At 33.7% G+C, this 19,353-nt stretch carries 16 protein-coding genes and 1 pseudogene; 9 read left to right on the plus strand and 8 right to left on the minus strand.

What is annotated here, in order from left to right:
• The first annotated feature begins 649 nt into the window (after positions 1 to 649).
• Together ACYSNW_RS17395 and ACYSNW_RS17400 are read left to right on the plus strand one after the other, a co-directional pair.
• Positions 650 to 928 carry a hypothetical protein gene (locus ACYSNW_RS17395; protein ID WP_461746678.1) on the plus strand — a complete coding sequence of 93 codons (279 nt, stop codon included), beginning with the start codon at positions 650 to 652 and terminating at the stop codon, positions 926 to 928.
• A 229-nt stretch (positions 929 to 1,157) separates the two neighbouring features.
• Positions 1,158 to 1,247 carry a putative holin-like toxin gene (locus ACYSNW_RS17400; protein WP_461746706.1) on the plus strand — a complete coding sequence of 30 codons (90 nt, stop codon included), beginning with the start codon at positions 1,158 to 1,160 and terminating at the stop codon, positions 1,245 to 1,247.
• Between the two features lie 258 nt (positions 1,248 to 1,505).
• Here the strand turns inward: ACYSNW_RS17400 and ACYSNW_RS17405 are convergent, their stop codons facing one another.
• From ACYSNW_RS17405 to ACYSNW_RS17420, 4 genes are all read right to left on the minus strand, one after another.
• Positions 1,506 to 1,850 (minus strand): zinc ribbon domain-containing protein YjdM, encoded by a 345-nt coding sequence (locus ACYSNW_RS17405; RefSeq protein ID WP_461746680.1) that lies wholly within the window; start codon positions 1,848 to 1,850, stop codon positions 1,506 to 1,508.
• A 544-nt stretch (positions 1,851 to 2,394) separates the two neighbouring features.
• Positions 2,395 to 3,351: a DHH family phosphoesterase gene (locus ACYSNW_RS17410; protein WP_461746682.1), complete on the minus strand. Its 957-nt coding sequence runs from the start codon at positions 3,349 to 3,351 to the stop codon at positions 2,395 to 2,397.
• A 12-nt stretch (positions 3,352 to 3,363) separates the two neighbouring features.
• Positions 3,364 to 4,695, minus strand: coding sequence for a DRTGG domain-containing protein (locus tag ACYSNW_RS17415; protein WP_461746684.1), 1,332 nt, complete (start codon positions 4,693 to 4,695; stop codon positions 3,364 to 3,366).
• 411 nt (positions 4,696 to 5,106) lie between these two features.
• Positions 5,107 to 5,535, minus strand: coding sequence for an ArpU family phage packaging/lysis transcriptional regulator (locus tag ACYSNW_RS17420; protein ID WP_461746686.1), 429 nt, complete (start codon positions 5,533 to 5,535; stop codon positions 5,107 to 5,109).
• 369 nt (positions 5,536 to 5,904) lie between these two features.
• On the opposite strand from ACYSNW_RS17420, the gene ACYSNW_RS17425 reads away from it, so the two are divergent.
• The 5 genes and pseudogenes from ACYSNW_RS17425 (at position 5,905) to ACYSNW_RS17445 (ending at position 10,606) form a co-directional block, all read left to right on the plus strand.
• Positions 5,905 to 6,279 (plus strand): helix-turn-helix domain-containing protein, encoded by a 375-nt coding sequence (locus ACYSNW_RS17425; protein ID WP_461746688.1) that lies wholly within the window; start codon positions 5,905 to 5,907, stop codon positions 6,277 to 6,279.
• Between the two features lie 7 nt (positions 6,280 to 6,286).
• Complete coding sequence (locus tag ACYSNW_RS17430; protein WP_461746690.1) at positions 6,287 to 6,964, plus strand: ImmA/IrrE family metallo-endopeptidase; 678 nt, start codon at positions 6,287 to 6,289, stop codon at positions 6,962 to 6,964.
• A 295-nt stretch (positions 6,965 to 7,259) separates the two neighbouring features.
• Positions 7,260 to 8,390: a baeRF6 domain-containing protein gene (locus ACYSNW_RS17435; protein ID WP_461746692.1), complete on the plus strand. Its 1,131-nt coding sequence runs from the start codon at positions 7,260 to 7,262 to the stop codon at positions 8,388 to 8,390.
• Positions 8,391 to 8,862: 472 nt separating this feature from the next.
• Entirely contained in the window at positions 8,863 to 9,063 is a 201-nt protein-coding gene (locus ACYSNW_RS17440) for a cold-shock protein (protein WP_069698145.1), read from the plus strand.
• A gap of 140 nt (positions 9,064 to 9,203) precedes the next feature.
• Positions 9,204 to 10,606 (plus strand): annotated as a pseudogene (locus tag ACYSNW_RS17445) (IS3 family transposase).
• Positions 10,607 to 10,718: 112 nt separating this feature from the next.
• On the opposite strand, the gene icd reads toward ACYSNW_RS17445, so the two are convergent.
• The 3 genes from icd to acnA all read right to left on the minus strand — a co-directional run bounded on the left by icd (position 10,719) and on the right by acnA (position 15,981).
• Positions 10,719 to 11,996: an NADP-dependent isocitrate dehydrogenase gene (icd, locus tag ACYSNW_RS17450; RefSeq protein WP_461746694.1), complete on the minus strand. Its 1,278-nt coding sequence runs from the start codon at positions 11,994 to 11,996 to the stop codon at positions 10,719 to 10,721.
• A complete protein-coding gene (locus ACYSNW_RS17455) occupies positions 11,993 to 13,138 on the minus strand; it encodes a citrate synthase (protein ID WP_461746696.1) in 1,146 nt (381 codons plus the stop codon). The genes icd and ACYSNW_RS17455 overlap by 4 nt, the downstream gene beginning before the upstream one ends.
• A 131-nt stretch (positions 13,139 to 13,269) precedes the next feature.
• Positions 13,270 to 15,981 (minus strand): aconitate hydratase AcnA, encoded by a 2,712-nt coding sequence (gene acnA / locus ACYSNW_RS17460; RefSeq protein ID WP_461746698.1) that lies wholly within the window; start codon positions 15,979 to 15,981, stop codon positions 13,270 to 13,272.
• Between the two features lie 594 nt (positions 15,982 to 16,575).
• Here acnA and ACYSNW_RS17465 point away from each other — a divergent pair.
• On the plus strand, positions 16,576 to 17,784 hold the full coding sequence (locus tag ACYSNW_RS17465) for a YdcF family protein (RefSeq protein WP_461746700.1): 1,209 nt from the start codon (positions 16,576 to 16,578) through the stop codon (positions 17,782 to 17,784).
• A gap of 16 nt (positions 17,785 to 17,800) precedes the next feature.
• Entirely contained in the window at positions 17,801 to 18,856 is a 1,056-nt protein-coding gene (locus tag ACYSNW_RS17470) for an AI-2E family transporter (protein WP_461746702.1), read from the plus strand.
• 305 nt (positions 18,857 to 19,161) lie between these two features.
• Here the strand turns inward: ACYSNW_RS17470 and ACYSNW_RS17475 are convergent.
• On the minus strand, positions 19,162 to 19,353 hold a 192-nt coding region (locus ACYSNW_RS17475; protein WP_461746632.1), incomplete at its 5' end, for a transposase.

Below are 19,353 nucleotides of genomic sequence, written 5' to 3' on the forward strand. Positions count from 1 at the left end.
GAAAATAAAGTTTAGAAAATTTCAACTGTTCCCGTTGAGAAACGTTATTTCATTCGGTATACTTAGTGTGTAGAATAGAAAAAATAGAGCGGAAAATCTGCTTCAAGAATAATTAAATAATCATTGGCACTTTTCCATTTGACCGCCAATCAAATGAATAAAAGTATTGTAATGACAGCACACACTGCCGAAACAAATTGCCAATAGTGAGGAAACAAACTCGCTTGTTTTATTGTAGCTAACTTTTTAGTTGCAAAAGACAAGTCTATTTGTTGAACTATTGTCAACGGTATCGGTGAAAACTGATACCGTTTTTTCTATTCTACTATATTTAGATTAGAGGTGATATTTTGCACATTGTATAAAAAAACAAAAAAATAGGCACTCTATCAATTGGCGCCAACCGATTGATAAAGCCCTGCATAGACAGCACACACTATCTATACAAGTTGCCCATTGCTAGTTCCGAAGTTCTAGCTTCTTTATTGTACCGAACTTCTGTCTGAATTTCTAGACATGATTGTTATTTTTCGGTCAATTTGCTAAACTTCTCTCGTAACGGAAACGATATTGGTAGTTTTATGCTACTTGTATCGTTTTTTTGTATGTTTCACAAATTAATTTTGCACAAAGGAAAGGAAGATTTCTTATGGAAAAACCAGTAAAATGTATTAAAGCAATTCCTTATCAGGATATTTTAGATTTAAAAGAGGCTCTAGAGAGATTACAGTCATGGGAAAAACCACTATCATTGTTAAATGATTTTTTCGGTGATCGAAGTATCCCGGTCAATAAAAAGAAAATTATCCGAGAATACTATGCTTACGCAAAAATATATCAGAGCTACATTGCTGATACGGAAAATATATTGCAAATTTTAAATAAAAAGATTTGTGTGATCACTGAAAAACAATCATTTTATAATTAATTAAAAACAAAAAGACGTAAAAACAACACTCTAATTAATTAATATAATACAATAAAATAACAGAGAAGTTATGACGGTGGCTACTTCTGAAAGGTGGTGGTGCTTATGAATATAAGTGCTGAAAATACGGAGGAAGCAACGCTCCTAAAGTCGCCTTGTACTGTTCAACATCAGTTCATAAAATCATTCACTGTGTTTCTCAGCAAGAGAAGAATGCCTTTTGTCCGCATTGGAAACAATTCAGTTGATTATAAGTTTTGGTATATTTATCATTGCTTTGATCAAACTGATTGTGGACTTGCTTAAAGACAAAAAATAATTTAGTCTAGTTACCGTCTTAAACGGCTCTGCCGAAGAGGATATGTTAGCGCATATCCTCTTTACGGTTTTGTTATAGCATAGAAATGGATAAATTTACAATTCGTTTGACCATTTTTAATATCAAAAGGTAAATTATTTCAACGCACAGCTGATTTTCTTTTTCAGTAATGCAGAAAATCTAGTTTTATTATACAAAAAAGCCGAGCAATAGATTTCTCATCTAATCACTCGGTAAAATTTATAAAAAACTATCTTTCTAGTTCTTTTTCACAAATTCTGATTTTAGTTTCATCGGGCCAAAGCCTTCAACTTTACAATCAATATTATGACCATCAGCTGAATCTAGAACTAAGCGAATGCCTTTAACTTTCGTTCCTTGCTTGATTGCACCGCTTGCTCCTTTGACTTTCAAGTCTTTAATCACAGTCACATTATCGCCATCGGCTAAAACATTGCCATTTGAATCTTTAATGATTTCTACGCTTTCTTCTGCTACTTCTGACGGTGACCACTCATGTCCACATTCAGGGCAAATAATCATCCCTCGATCTTCATATGTATATTCCGAATTACATTCAGGACAACTTGGTAATTTTTCCATGCTTAATTGATTCTCCTTTTTTGTCTATAGAGGGAAATAAAAATACTTGATTTCTACTTCAAGACCAACTGTCTTTTTGACCACTTCTATTCATTTTACCGTACTTTCAAATGAAAGAAAAGGAGGTTGGGACAAAAGTGATTAGCTCTGAGAACCAAGTAGGTACGATGCATCATCGAATCACTACGTTCTTCGTGAGTTATCGCAATAAGAAGGAATTTCCGAAAATTGTTCTTTAAATTTTTGGTAAATTTCAGCTTATTTCCGAAAGAGCCACTTTTGCACCACCGTTTATCAGGTCATAAAACAATCGCTTAGAATTGAGCAATTGGACGAATCAGCAGTTATTGCGCTTTTTTGCAATGAATGCTGATTAGGAAATTGCCGAGATTCTGATTGTTTTATGCCGTTTGTTCGGTTTTAAAAGATAAAACAAAAGTGATTTTCACTTTTGTCCCAACTTCCTCAAAATTTCACTAGTTTTCTTAATTCTATAATCTTTTTTAACTTTAATTTATCAGAAAAGAATCATTCAAATCAACTTTTATTTATTTTTTTGATAATTTTGGCATGCTTCACGGATTTCTTGATAAATTTGCGCGATTTCTTCCATATTTTTCGCATTTGCCCCACTCGCTAAAGGATGACCACCACCATGATGTCGTTTGGCAATTTCATTAATAACTGGTCCTTTTGAGCGTAAACGAACACGATAATAGCCTTCAGGTTGTTCCACAAAGATTCCCCATGCTAGAATTTGATCGATTTGACCTGGAAGTGAAACAATCGCAGCCGTTTCAGCATCCGTTAATTGATATTCTTGTAAAAGCGACTGTGGCAATAATACGCTCGCTGAACCATCTGCTTCTACAACAACATTTTGATAAACATAGCCAGCCAATTTTGCAACATTCATCGTCATTTGTTCCAATTGACGATTCAATTCTGTTGCATCAAAATTATACATTCTTAATTTAGACGCGATTTCTAATGTTCTTGAAGTCGTAGCTGGATATAAGAAACGACCTGTATCACCAACGATTCCGCCATACAATAAACGTGCCGCATTATCAGTTAAGATTAATATCTCTTGATGATATAAAAACATATCAGCAATCATTTCACTACAGCTGCTTGCTTCTGTGTTGACCCAAGAAAGATCACCATAAGGCTCGTCGTCAGGATGATGATCAATTTTAATTAATTTAGCTCCTAATTTATAACGATCATCACTAATTCGAGGGGCATTTGCCGTATCTGTTGCAATAACAAGTGCTCCTTTATAAAAATGATCAGGAATTTCTTGCATCTCAGCTAAAAACTCTAATCCTTCAACAGGTCCACCTACTTGAAAGATTTCTTTTTTTGGAAAACTAGCTCGTAATATTTCAGCTAAACCAACTTGTGAACCCAGAGCATCTGGATCAGGACGCTGATGACGATGAATAATGATTCGGTCATATTGCTCGATTGTTTTTATAATTTCCTTCACTATGTTCACTACTATTTCCTCCTATGTCCGTTCCATTACTTGACAAACCACAATCGCTTTAGCCACAATTGCATTTTCAAGATAAACTTCAACATCTAATTTTGCAGAACGCCTGCCTATCTCTAAAATTTTCGGTCGAATATCCAATTCACTTTCTAATTGAATCAGACGCAAATAATGAAGATTCATTTGCTCGATTAACACATTTCGTCGTTGATGTACGATCATCGTCCGTTGGGTTACATTAGAAATGATTTCACTTAAAACACCAAATGAAATAGTTCCTACACTGTTAACCATTTGAGGAGCTACAGAAAATTTAAATGATGGTTCATCACTTTTTGCCCCTTCTTTTTGTTCTTCAACTGGCATCACTTCGCCTGAAATTTGATCCGAAATTGTATCAGCGATTTGCGGTTGACGTTGAACAAGCTGCATTGCTTTCATTACATCCTGCCTTGACACAAATCCTACCAAAGAAAGGTCATCTTCAACCACCGGCATCACTTCTAATCCATCCCAAATCATTTGATGACTAACACTGGCAACACTCATCATTTTCTTAACAACAATTGGATCTTTCGTCATCACTTTATCCATTGTTAAAAGATTGGATTTTCCGAGAATATCTTTTGCAGTAACAATACCGACCAAGCGTAAATTCTTATTTACCACTGGAAAACGAGAATGACGAGTTTGTTCTGCTAATTCATGGTATGCTTCAATCGTATCCGTTGAAAATAAATAATTTGTTTTTTCTAAAGTTGTATAAATATCACTCACTAACATGATATCTTTTTTGATCAATTGATCGCTTAATGCACGGTTGATCATAGTTGCTACTGTAAAGGTATCGTAGGTTGTTCTTAAAACGGGCATTTCAAGTTCATCAGCCAAACGAGCAATTTCTTCTTCAGCATCGAATCCCCCGGTAATCAAAACAGCTGCGCCATTTTCTAAAGCCAATTTTTGAGCTCCTTGACGATTCCCGACAATCATTAATGAACCAGGTGTAATGTAACGAATCATTGCTTTTTCAGTCATCGCACCAATCACAAACTTGTTTAATACTTTATCTAAACCGTTTGCACCGCCTAGCACATCTCCTTCGATAATTCGAACAACTTCGCCAAAAGATAATTTTTCTATATGTTTTTTTAATTTTCGTTCAATTCGAATCGTTCCAACTCGTTGAATCGTAGAGACTAAACCAATATTTTCAGCATCTTTGATTGCTCGGTATGCTGTTCCTTCACTAACACCTAAATTTTTTGCAATACTTCTAACTGAAATTCGATCTCCAATTGGTAATTCTTCTATATATTTTATGATTTGATCATGTTTTGTAGCCATAAGCCCCTCCTATGCTTCTCTAATCACTATTATTTGAAAATAAAATCATCCCACTTTTACAACTAACAATAATAACTATAGTGTATTCATGAATGACTTGCTGTATTACTTGTTAAGTTTTGTCCTATTATTAAATTAAACAGCTTAAATCGAACCAACTTCTTCTTTTAAAAGTATAACAGAAAAAGACATTTTTTAGTACAGTTATTCTTTATTTAAGACTAAATATGAACAATTTTCTATCTACTATTGCATAACAGTTCAAAATAATCGGCTTAGAAAACTCAAGGTTGCTAGTTCCACCCTCTATACAAGGTAACTAAGGTCTGTCCAAAATTATTTATACTTCGGAATTTTTCAAAACATTTTTTAGTTTCATGTAATTAATTCTATATTTATGATGAGCAATTTTTATTTTTCAACTATTAATTCGCCATTGTTATACGCTTCTGCAAAGCAAATAGTCGCTTTTTCCAAATCACGATAAAATGTACTCTCACTGATATGATATTTCATAAAAATCGAAATATTGGTTGGTCTATCTATATCTATATATTTATCATATATAATTTGGCGACTATGCTCATCAAGTCGATTAATCCCTTCTCGAATTTTTATAATTTCATATTTCGCTAATAGACTGCGATTCATATCATCAGTTTTAGTGACAAGAAAATCAAGATTTTCTTTTTCTTCTTCTACTTCAAATAGATAATTTGATGCCATTTCAGACATATCACTTTCTGCAGCTATTCTGATCAGCGTTCGATAATTACTTAACAGTTGATGCGCTTTCTTTTTTGTTGCCTTACGATCAAATTCGATCAATAGTAAATTCATTTTTTCACTCCTTTTTTCCTAACTAATAAATTGTTGTGTTTTATATTCATTCTATTTGAGCAAATTCGCTAACAGCAATTGACTTCAAATAGCTTTTACGCTATCATGAAGGTATCATTAATAACTTCAATTCCTTTAATATCAGATACTTAAAAGAAATTAAACGATTGAATCTTAACAAAATAGCAAATTTCCAAAGTAAAGCATTACTAAATGATAATTAATTCGTTACTAATTCGTTTTTAAAAAGTAAAAGTATGAAATAAGAATCATTAATTAAATGATAATAGCTTAAAAGCTATTTGTCAACACTTAAATAACTTTTAAACTATTTTAAGTTACTTATTTTTTTATGAAAGGTTGAAAAAAATGGGACTAACACAGAGAATAAAGGAATTAGCAGACAAGAAAAATATTACTTTCGCTGAAATTGAAAGAAGTGTCGGAATTTCAAACGGCCAAATTCGTCGCTGGGATCAGTCTTCTCCAAAAGTTGAAAATATTCAAAAAGTTGCTGACTATTTTAACGTCTCAACGGATTATCTTTTAGGAAGGAATTTGACTTCACATCCAAATGAAAAAAATGATGAACAATTATCCACTCAAATTATGTTTCGTATGGATACTAATGGTTTATCCTCAGATGAAGTAAATGAACTAAAAGATGAAGTGGATCGTTTTCTTCGTTTTAGAAAATCTGAAATCGAAAGAGAACGTGACTTAAAACAAGATGACAAGGCGTGATTAGTATATGTACGAACAAATTGAGGAGTATATTAATTTTTCTGAACAAATAAATGATTATATTTCAGCCATTATGGTCGCTAAAAATATTTGCTATAAAGAATATGACTCTGCCGTTGTTTGGGAATGTATTGAAGAAAAAGGCGTTGCTATTCGTGGATTTCCTTTTGAGGGAGTTGCAAAAAATCGAATTTCTGGCATGATTGTTCAAGATGGTGCTGAAACAACCATTGGATACAACCAAAACATGACAGCAAAAAGGATAAATTTTACCATTAGTCACGAAATGATTCATTTTTTATATCATATTGATGAGGAGAATCAAATCTTTACTGATACAGAAGAAAATCTCAGCTATTCTAAAAACGAAATGATTTGCGAATTTCAAGCAAATATTGGTGCTTCTGCTATTTTAATTCCTGACGTTGTTTTATTTCGTTTACTAAAAGAAGGATGGAATCTACCTCAACTTTCTACACATTATGGAATCTCAGAAAGCGCCCTTTATGTCCGCCTAGTTCAAACCATGCAGGCTCACTTCGGCGTCTCTTTTATTTCAGCCAAGAAGAATGCAGATACTATCAGATACAAATATTATAGCCAAGGAAAAAAAGCCGCGATTCGACTTGGAGAAAATCTGGAAAATCGTTTACTTAGAACAAATCGATTTATTGAAGCGTTATAAAGTTTATTTTGACAATAAAAAACCACCACAGCCGTCGCAAGTGGTGGAAATGAAGGTTGTTATTTACTCTTGGTAGGAGTAAGTATGAAAAACCAATTCGGGATAATTGGCATAAAATAATTATACAGCATCTAAATAAAAAATAAATGAACAGCTTATATGTATATGGTAAACTTTTTATGAGAAAGCATTAATAATCTTTTAAGTCCTTCTAAAATCATATCATTTTCTTGTTTTTTTAGTGTGTGCTACACTAAATCTAAAGAAGATATTAATGAATTTAGGAGGATTTACTATGACAAATCAAGAAAAAGATATTCTATCTATCCTGTTCTCTGAAAATATCCATGGTCCCTTCGTCACCTTTGTCTTAACAACACATATTGCCCATCAAGATATTAACCAAGATGTGCTTGCACTAAAAAATATGGCAAAGTCAGCGAAAAGTCGCTTTGAAAAAAAATATCCCGATCTTGCTTGGGCTCCTTTCCAAGAAAAAATTGATGAATTATTAAATACAGCAAGTTTTTGGCGTAGAGCGACTAAAAGTGTGACGATTATTTTAACTGAAACGGATACGTATATCAAACGATTACATGTCCCTATTGAAGACCAATATTACGTTGGAGATCGTCCTTATTTATTAGGTATCATCAAAAATAATCAATTTAATTACCATTATTATTTACTAGCTTTAAACAGAGATTCTATGCAACTTTATGAGGTAGATGGCATAAACGCTATTCCGAAACCATTACCTGAAAACGCTCCGACAACTTTAGTCAAGGCGTTAGGCGATGAACTAACTAGTAGCAGTTTGAATTATACAACTCAAGGTGGCAGTGGTTCTAATAGCGGTTCTAAAGAAGGAATTGCTTATCATGGTGTCAATACAAAAGACGAAGAAGTCGAAATTGATTGGACCAACTATTATCAAGCAATTGATAACTACTTCAAAGAACAGTTTGAAAACCCCGAAAAACTACCTATTCGTTTATATGCTTTAAGTGAAAACCAAACATTCTTTAAAAAAATTGCTAAGAACCCTTATTTTGATAGCAGCACTAGTTTTACTGCCTCTCCTGCTCAAGCTACTTTAACTGAAATTGAAAATGGCGCAAAAAAAATAAACGAGCAATTAGAACAGATAGAAACAAAAAGCTATAACAAATTACTTGATAAGAAATTTGTTGATCAATTGATTGACATTATCCCTGCTGCAAATGATGGCCGTCTATCCCACTTTTTCATTCCAACCTCTAATTTAGTTAAAGAAACCGACCTGATGTCTTCTGAAGAGTTTGATCGTCGAAAATTACTAAATAATATTGCTTACACTGTAATTGAAAAAGGTGGAAAGGTTTTTGTTCTTGACCAAAAATTAGCCCCCGATGAAAAATCATTAGTTGCTATTTTACGCTATTAACTCATCTAATGGACAAGAGCCATTCAAAAATTATCTTTTGAATGGCTCTTTAATTAAGTTATTAAATATTTTGTTAGCTATAAAACAAGTAAAACTATCTATTAGTATAAATCAAACTATTCTCATCTATACAATCTGAACCCTTCCTACTTTCAAATCTATGCAACTCCAAGGTTGCGCCTTCGGAATAGATTTCTACAATATAATCTAATCTATTACTTTCATATTTAATGCTCAATACTCTTATACTATAACACAAATATATTTTTTATAACAAATAATCTTTTATCCTTAACAATTTTTTATAATTTGTATTGGTTAATACTAGGCAAATCAAAGAAAATATGCTATAGTTATAAATGTAGTTTTTGTTCGGTAATATATGTGTAGCTGTTTCAAATAAACATCTTCCACATTTTCACCTTTCAAGTAATTGCAAAATATGTGTATATACACAAGGAGGATTTTTATTATGGAAACAGGTACAGTAAAATGGTTTAACTCAGACAAAGGTTTTGGATTTATCACTGCAGAAAACGGTAACGATGTATTCGTACATTTCTCAGCTATCCAAGGCGACGGATTCAAAACTTTAGAAGAAGGTCAAGCAGTGACTTTCGATGTTGAAGACGGACAACGTGGACCACAAGCTACTAACGTTAACAAAGCGTAATTAACTTTCGTTCATTCAACCTCTGACGATTTTTCGTCAGAGGTTTTTTATTACAATCTTAATTAAAAAGGACTGTACAAATCTCTGTACCGACCCCCAAAAGTTAGACCTGAAAATCTAACTTTTGGAGGTTTTTTTGCATGGCAAAACACACATTTGAATTTAAACTTAAAGTTGTCCGTGACTACTTATCTGGTCAAGGAGGTACACCATTTATCGCAAAAAAGTATGGTTTTAAAGATAATTCTCAAATAAGAAAATGGATTAATGCCTATAAAGAATTGGGTGAAGAGGGACTACTTCGTAGTCGAAAAAATAAGAATTACTCTGTTCAATTTAAGTTAGATGCGATAGAGTTGTATTTAACTACAGAGTTGTCCTATCAAGAAGTAGCCAATCTTCTCAAAATGAACAATCCACCATTGATTGCTAATTGGCTTAGAACGTATCGTAAGCTTGGTATAGATGGACTTTCTAAACAGAAAGGACGTCCACCCACAATGCCTAAGAAGAAACCCAATGAAACTCAGCCATTCCCAAATAAACACTCTCAATTAGAGAAACTAGAAAAAGAAAATAGAATGTTAAAAATTGAGAATGCCTATTTAAAAGAATTGAGGAGGCTACGTTTAGAGGACGAACAAAAAATGAAAGAATCGCACGAATCATTCATAGCCTCCGAGGACACTTTCGATTAAAAGATATTCTGGAAACCCTAAGGTTTCCAAAAGCCACATACATGTACTGGCAAAAACGTTTAGACAGAACAAATTCAACACAAATGATTGAAGAAGAAATTCAGGCGATTCGTAAAGAGCATCAACATTATGGCTATAGAAGAATGACGCAAGAATTGAAACGACGTGGATTTCAAGTAAATAAAAAGAAAGTGCAACGATTAATTCAAAAGTTACAGTTACAAGTCAATGCTTTTAATAAGAAATCTAGAAAGTACAATTCATACAAGGGAACAGTTGGAAAGGTAGCTGAAAATCTGATTCGTCGACGATTCAACACTTCTGTCCCCTATCAAAAAATCACTACAGATACCACTGAATTTAAGTACTTTGAAGCAGATAAAGCAGGCATTCTTCGTCAGAAAAAGCTATATTTAGATCCATTTATGGATATGTATAACAGTGAGATTCTAAGCTACAGCCTTTCTACTCAGCCAAACGGTAAAACAGTCCTAGCTGGTTTAGAAGAAGCGATATCTAAAACAAATGCTTGTCCTTATCGTCGCACCTTCCACTCTGATCAAGGCTGGGCTTATCAAATGAATAACTATGTGCAAAAACTAAAGGACAATCGTATCTTTCAAAGTATGTCTCGCAAAGCAACCTGTTTGGATAATTCTCCTATGGAGAATTTCTTCAGCATCCTAAAGCAAGAATTGTATTATGGAAAAGTCTATCAAAGTCAGAATGAGTTAAGACAAGCGATTGAGAACTACATTTATTATTATAATCATCACCGGATCAAAGAAAAACTTAACTGGAAAAGTCCAGTAGAATTTCGAGAATTCAATCAAAAAACTGCGTAAAAAATAGAGTGGACAATCCACTCTATAAAAAGTCTAACTTTTTGGGGTCACTACACTCTTTCGAATTTTGTACAGTCCTTTTTTTATATTATCCATAAGCTAAACTATAGTATTATTCTGAATCTATCAAGGAAACAAGTTCATCTCCAAAACCAGAACAACTTAATTGAGTTGCGCCTTCCATGTAGTCAGCAAAATCTTTAGTCACCGTTTTATTTTTAATCGCTTTTTCAATGCTTTTTACAATTACTTGACCGACTTCGTGCCATTCTAAATAATCAAACATCAAAACACCAGATAAAATAATAGAAGATGGATTTAATTGATTTAGACCAGCAAATTCTGGAGCTGTTCCATGTGTTGCTTCAAAAATCGCATGTCCTGTTTCTAAATTCAAATTTGCTCCTGGAGCAATACCAATACCCCCAACTTGAGCAGCTAAAGCGTCAGAAATGTAGTCACCATTCAAATTCAAGGTAGCCACAACATCATATTTACTAGGGTTTAACAAAATATCTTGTAAAAAGATATCTGCAATTCGATCTTTGATAATTACTTTCTCTTGTTTCTCAGCTTCTGCTAACTGTTTATCCGCCTGCTCTTTTCCATCGCTATCTTTAATTTTCAGATATTGTTCCCAAGTAAAAACTTTGCTTCCAAATTCTCTTTCAGCTAATTCATAGCCCCATTTTTTAAAGCCACCTTCAGTAAATTTCATAATATTTCCTTTATGAACTAAGGTTACTGATTTCCGTTTATTATCGATTGCATGCTCAATTGCAGCACGTACCAGACGTTCGGTTCCTTCTTTAGAAACAGGTTTAATACCAATTGCAGAGGTTTCTGGAAAGCGAATTTTTTCAACGCCGAATTCTTCTTTTAAATAATCGATGATTTTTTTCGCTTCGGTACTTCCAGCAGAAAACTCAATCCCCGCATAAATATCTTCCGTATTTTCTCTAAATATCATCATATCCGTTTCTTCAGGATGTTTTAACGGCGAAGGTACACCTTCAAAATAACGAACTGGCCGGTAACAAATATATAAATCTAATTCTTGGCGTAACGTTACATTCAACGAACGAAATCCTCCACCAATTGGAGTTGTTAAAGGACCTTTGATTGCAACCAAATGAGAGTCAATCACTTCCATTGTTTCATTTGGCAACCACTCACCCGTTTGATTAAATGCATATTCACCAGCTAAAACTTCTTTCCAGACTACTTTTTTAGTTGATCCATAAACTTTCTTTACAGCTGCATCAAACACATGACAAGCTGCTTCCCAAATTTCTGGTCCAATTCCATCTCCCTTAATATAAGGAATAATTGGAAAATCAACTGGTTGAATTTTTCCATCACTAAATTTTACTTTCTCGCCAACGGTCATGCTTCTGCCCCTCCAGTACTTCTATTGGTTGTTTTTTTTACATAAATCATATTTTCTGGTCCAACATAATGGGAACGAGGACGAATCAAACAATCTTCTTCTTTTTGTTCATAGATATGACCAATCCAGCCTGCCACACGACTCATAGCAAAAAGCATCGTAAATAAATCACTATCAATCCCTAAACAATGATAAACCGTCGCTGAATAGAAATCGACATTAGGGATCAAGCCTTTTTTCTCTTTCAGATATCGTTCTACTTGCCCAGATAAAAAGTACCATTGCTCTTTATTGGTAATCGTCGTCAGTTCTTTTGCTAATTGTTCTAAATGTTTTTTTCTTGGATCTTCAGTTTTATACACTCGATGGCCAAAACCCATCACTTTTTCTTTACGATCTAGTTTTCCATCTAAGTATTCTTCTACGGTCAAATCACCTGAATTTATTTCAGTCAACATATCAAAAACTTTTTCGTTTGCACCTCCGTGTAATGGACCTTTTAGGGAGCCAATCGCAGCCGTAATACATGAATAAACATCAGATAAGGTAGAAGCACAAACTCTCGCTGTAAATGTACTAGCATTTAAATCATGATCCGCATGTAAAACTAGCGCTTTATTCATCGCATCTACATAAATGTCATCCGCTTCTTGTCCAGTGACCATGTAAAGAAAATTCGCAGCAATTGATAGACCTACTTTTGGTGGAATCGGATCTAACCCTTTTCTCAAACGTGCATAGGCTGCTATAATCGTTGGCATCTTCGCTTGGAGCGCAATACTTTGGTGATACGTAGATTGTTCATCTGTTTCTTCGGCATATAAATCAAAAACACCTAAGAGCGAGACGGTCGAGCGTAAGACACTCATCGGATGAAGATTTTCACGTGTTTGAATTTTTAAACACGTAATAATTGTATCCGAGATAGTCATATCGCTGTATAAATCCTGTTTAAATTCATTTAATTCTTCTTCGTTGGGTAAATGTAAGTGCCATAATAAATAGATAACTTCTTCAAAAGGAATATTTTCTTCAACTAAGTTATCAATGTTATAACCTGCAAATAGTAGTTGATTATTAACAATCGAACTTATTTTGGTTTCAGACACAATAACGCCATCAAGTCCTTTATGGATTTCCATACTGTTTCCCCCTTCATGATTCATTTCCCGAAAATTTATATCTCTTAAATTGACTGTTCCAATAAAATTTCAATAGAATTTCGTCTTCTTTTTCTTAACGCTAAACTCATCAAAAAATCTTCAATTAAGTCTTAGTCAGTCGCTAATTTTTTACGAATAACCATTGGCAAAATACCACCATGTTGATAGTATGTAATATCCACTGCCGAATCAAAACGAAGCGTTGTATCAAACGAAACTTGCTCTCCGTCTGATTTTGTTGCTACAACCGTCACTGTATCTAGAATCCCTTTTGACTCGTCAATAGCAATATCAAAACGTTCAGTCCCATCAAGCCCTAAGCTATCCGCATCTTCTCCCGGTTTAAATTGAAGTGGTAAAACACCCATCATTACTAAATTCGAGCGATGAATCCGTTCATAACTTTTAGCAATAACTGCTTCAACACCTAGTAGCTGTACTCCTTTAGCTGCCCAGTCTCTAGAAGATCCCATGCCGTAATCATCACCAGCTAAAATCACTAATTTAGTTCCTTCTGCTTGATAACGCATTGCAGCTTCATAAATAGGTAGTTGCTCTTTTTCAGGCCCATAGATTGTATAGCCACCTTCAACGCCTGGCACTAATTGATTTTTAATCCGAATATTCGCCAATGTTCCTCGCATCATTACTTCATGGTGACCACGTCTAGCCCCATAAGAATTAAACTCGCGAATAGAAACGCCATGATCCGTCAAATATTGCCCTGCTGGACTATTTTTTTGAATATTTCCTGCTGGAGAAATATGATCTGTTGTTACCGAATCACCAAATTTTGCTAAAACAGCCAATTTTTCGAGTGGTTTTCTTTCCGTTCGTTCTTTACTCATTCCCAAGAAATAAGGTGGATTCGCAATATAAGTAGATTCTTCATCCCAATTGTAAAGTGGTTCAGAAGATGTTTCGATGGCATTCCAATCCTCATTATCTGTAAAGACACGTGCATATTCTGCTTGATAAAGTTCTGGTGTCACGCAACTAGCAATCAATTCTTCGATTTCAGCTCTTGTTGGCCATAAATCTTTGAAGAAGACGGGGTTCCCCTCGTTTGACAAACCAATCGCCTCATTCAGAACATCTAAATCAACAGTTCCAGTTAATGCGTATAGCACAACTAATGGTGGTGAAGCTAGGTAATTAGCTTTAACAAACGGGTGGATTCGACCTTCAAAGTTTCGGTTTCCACTTAAAACACCCGCAGTTAACAAATCTGTTTTTTGAATCAACTCTTCCATTTCAGGTCTCAAATTACCAGAATTCCCAATACATGTCGTACAGCCATAACCTACTAAATGAAAGCCTAGATTTTCTAAATAAGGAAGTAAGCCAGATTTTTTCAAGTAAGCCGTTACTACTTTTGAACCTGGTGCTAATGAAGTTTTTACATATTTCGGTACTTTTAAACCAAGTAAAGAAGCTTTTTTAGCAATTAAACCTGCACTTAGCATTACAAATGGATTTGACGTATTGGTACAAGACGTAATCGCAGCAATTGCAACTGCTCCTGGCTTCAGTTCGTAAGTTTCGCCATCTAATTCAAGTGAAACAACTTCGACTTTTTGTTCTTTTGTTAGACCGAAGCCTTGATGTCCTTCTGGTTCATCCACCGCAGTTTCAAAAGCTTTTTTCATATTTGATAAAGGAATCAAGTCTTGAGGACGTTTCGGCCCTGCTAAATTTGCTTCAATTTGACTTAAATCAATCTCGATTACATTTGTATATTCTGGTTCAGGGGCATTTTTCGAATCATAGAACAATTGATTTTCTTTTAAATAGCTTTCAGTAACTTCAACCGCCGCTTCTTCTCTACCCGTCAAACGTAAATAACGAATTGTCTCCTCATCTATCGGGAAAAAACCACAAGTTGCACCGTATTCCGGCGCCATATTGGCTACCGTCGCTCGGTCAGCTAAACTAAGACTTGAAAATCCTGAACCAAAAAATTCTACAAACTTGCCTACTACTTTATGTTCTCTTAATACTTGGGTAACTTTTAAAGCTAAATCTGTAGCCGTCGCACCGCTTGATAATTCATTTATTAAACGAACCCCAACGACTTCTGGAATCGGAAAATAAGAAGGTTCTCCTAACATGCTAGCTTCCGCCTCGATTCCTCCCACACCCCAGCCTAATACACCCAGTGCATTAACCATTGTTGTATGAGAATCTGTTCCAACAACCGTATCAGGGAAAACGAGTACATTTTCAGGATCAATTTCCTTTTGAATAACTACTGGAGCAAGATATTCAATATTTACTTGATGAATGATTCCCGTCGCTGGCGGTACAACACGATAGTTATCAAATACTTTTTGTGCCCAGCTAAGAAATTTATAACGTTCTTGATTGCGTTGGAATTCCATCTTCATATTTAATTGTAGTGCTTGTTTAACACCAGCGACATCTACTTGTACTGAATGATCTACAACTAAGTCTACTGGAACTTCAGGATTAATTTTAGTAGGATCCCCACCCAAATCAGCTAATGTCTTTCTTAAAGAAGCTAAATCGACTACCGCAGGAACACCCGTAAAATCTTGCAAGATAACCCGAGCAGGTTTGAACGGAACTTCCCCTTCATTTTTTTGGGCTGGTGTCCAATTTTTAAGCTGTTCGATATGTGCTTCTGTGATTCCATTTTGATTCACTTGGCGCAATAAAGATTCCAAAAGAACACGAATACTAAATGGTAATCTTTTTATGTATTTTTCGTTTGTAGATTCTAATGAAGCAAGAGCATAATAATGATATCTTTTATGATTCAATTCAAAATATTTTTTTGTTTCTTCTTTTTTGTTTGTCAAAACATTCCCTCCTCAATCTAACCATTCAACTACAAGCAAAAACCCTTATATTTCTGTCATTATACCTAGATAACGATTAAATGTAAATATGTAGTCACAAGATATAGGTCATATTAACTTACATGGATATGTCAGTATAATATTTTTATTAAACTCTTAAAAAACATTGCTACAAAGCGATTACTCTGGAATAAAGCGATTTCTAAATGAGGTTTCCAAATACGTTTACACATTTTTTTTTAATCCAAATGCAATACTTATCTTATCAAACAAACTAACATCTTAAAAACACGAACAAATGACCATTACAGTCTTTTCAATATTAATTTATTGATTTGATGTCATCTTACTAAAAAAATTTTTTTCACTCATTTTTTTATAAAAAAGTCTAATCAATCTTCGCTTTACAGTTAAAATACTAAAAAAAACAATCAAAATTTTCAGTAAAAAAACCATGTAACCTTTCATGACATTATCGTTTTTTTCTTAATTTCCTCTTTTGTTTCATTTAATAAGTTAAAAATCGTACTTTTTAGTATTTTTTTTCCTATATATTCGCTATACTTTAAGTAACTGTTTTTAAGGAGCGTTTGTATGAATATCTATTTAAATGTTTTAATGGCAATCATTTATATCGTCGGTTTATTTTCGATTCCAAAATGGCGTGAAAAAAAGGGACAAAAGGATTGGAAATTTTACGATTTAGCTTGGACCTTTTTGAATTTTGTAGCTTATTTACTATTACTTGAGCTCCAAATAGGAACTTATTACTTTTTAATTCCTTTAGCATTTTTCGGGTTATTTTTTTTCGTCTATCGCAGAGAAAAAAGACGTTTAATCAATGGATTGTTTTTTAACCTTTTTTTGATTAGTGGTGGAGTTTATCTAACCTTTTTGGTTTTCAGAGTTCAAAATTGGCTATTAATAGGAATTTTAGGCGCACTAGCTGTTTTATTGATCCTATTATTACTTTTTGGTTTATATGCACTGATTATCTTTCTATACTGGAATGGCTTTACAATATTAAGAAAAGAAGGGCACTCTTTTGCAAATCTACTAACTCTTTTGTTAGCAATCGCTTTAACGATATTTTTAATTATCAGTACTTTTTATGCAAGATTTTTACCTGATTGGGCTGGTACCCTGTTTCTATTCATCCCAATGATGTTGCTTTATTTTTTCGTTGTATTTTATAATTTCTTAACTATTTCAGTTATTTATCAATTTAATAAACCTAAATATGAGCAAGACTTTATTATTGTTTTAGGCTCAGGTTTGATTGATGGAAAAATTGTTCCTCCGTTATTAGGGAAAAGAATTGACAAGGCAATTCAGTTTTATAAAGCACAATCACGTGCAACCTTACATCCACTCAAACTAGTTATGTCTGGCGGTAAAGGAGATGATGAGCATTTGGCAGAAAGTGTGGCCATGAAAAATTACGCACTTGAAAAAGGAATTCCAGATGAAGACATTTTAGTTGAAGCAAATTCGAAAAATACATTAGAAAATATGCTATTTTCAAAAGAAATTATTGAAAACAGCAGTGATAATAAAAACTATAAAGTAATTTTTACTACTAATAATTTCCATCTTTTCCGATCTGGAATTTTCGCTAGGAAAGCTGGTTTAAAAGCAGATGGTATTGGGGCAAAGACTGCCTTCTATTTCCTACCGAATGCATTTTTAAGAGAGTTTATTGCTATTATCGTGATGTACAAAAAACGGCATCTAGTGGTAGCTGGGTTAGTTGCTATGATGCTAATCGCCCTAGCACTTATCCAGCTACTAGTTATCCAATAATAAAGGAGTTATTATCATGAGTATTTATGAGAAATTTATTCACAATGAACGTTTAAGGCGATTTTTCGTTTTATTCTCAATTATTATCGTTCTCTATCTTGCAAGAGTAATGATTACGACTATCTTATTAACATTTATTTTTACTTTTCTATCGCTGCATTTAGTTAAATATATTCAACGATTCCTTAAGATTCCTTCATTAATAATCGTGATAGTTACCTATGCCTTGATTGTCTTTTTAGTTTATTTTGCAATCACGAAGTACGTGCCTGTTCTCATCAATCAAACCGTTCAAATGTATAATTCTGTATTGCATTTTTATCAAAATCCTAATGATCAAAACAACCAAATTCTGATGTTGATTGACTCTTACTTAAATAAAACTAATTTAATTTCCCAAATCCAAAATGGCGCGACTATTGTACTACGCTACATTCAAGATATTGGTGGCATTGGTATTTCATTTGTTTTTTCATTTATCTTAAGTTTCTTTTTTATGATTGAAAAAAATCAAATGGCCTCTTTTTCTAAATTATTTTTGAAAAGTGATTTTGATTGGTATTTTAAAGATGTTTATTATTTTGCCGATAAATTTGTCAATACTTTCGGAGTTGTTATGGAAGCTCAATTTTTCATTGCTTTAGTTAATACAGTTATTACAACGTTAGCTCTTGCTATTATCGGATTTCATCAATTACCTAGTTTAGCGATTATGATTTTCATTTTAAGCCTGATTCCAGTTGCCGGGGTAATCATTTCTTGTATTCCCCTTTGTTTTATAGCTTATTCGCAAGGTGGGATTAACGATGTGATTTATGTATTATTGATTATTATCGTCGTCCATTTATTTGAGTCGTATATTCTAAATCCTAAATTTATGTCTAGTAAAACTGATTTGCCAATTTTTTACACCTTTGTCATCTTACTTGTCAGTGAACATCTTTTCGGTGTTTGGGGATTAATAGTGGGGATTCCAATTTTTACCTTCTTTTTGGATATTCTAAAGGTAAAGCCTATAGCTGGAACGAAGAAAGTTATCCGAATAAAAAAGGGGCAAGAACATTCAGATTAGTATTAGTTCAAAACTAAGGTAATATAAATAAGGTTCTATGTCAAATTGTGTTGGTGATATAAACAACTGAATAAAATCGTAAAGCTTGGAATAAAAATCAGAGACCTTCTGGTTTTGTTCTGAGCTTTTGTAGTAGTATATGAAGATTTCGCCAATTATCAGAGCAGCTGGCCGGAAGCGACTTGGCGAAACCCGCGCCAATTCCATTCCTAAATCGAGTCAAACCAGCTGTACTTAACCCTATAAAACAGCTGCTAATTCCCGATTTGCCTTTGTAGCTGCGAAGATGTTGGCTATATCCTCCTTTACTCTTGTGAAAAAATAAGACCTTGAATAATGTAAATACGTGAACGAAAATGATAGAAGTTAAGATACCCATAAGCCACTCTTTTAATTCCCTTGATTTTGTTGTTTAGTCCTTCTGTAATGCCATTTGAAAAAGGATGACAGAACGCATTTGTGATTCCTTGTTTGTGTTTCTTAAAGAAGGTGAGTTT

This window comes from Enterococcus sp. LJL99 (assembly GCF_054871725.1).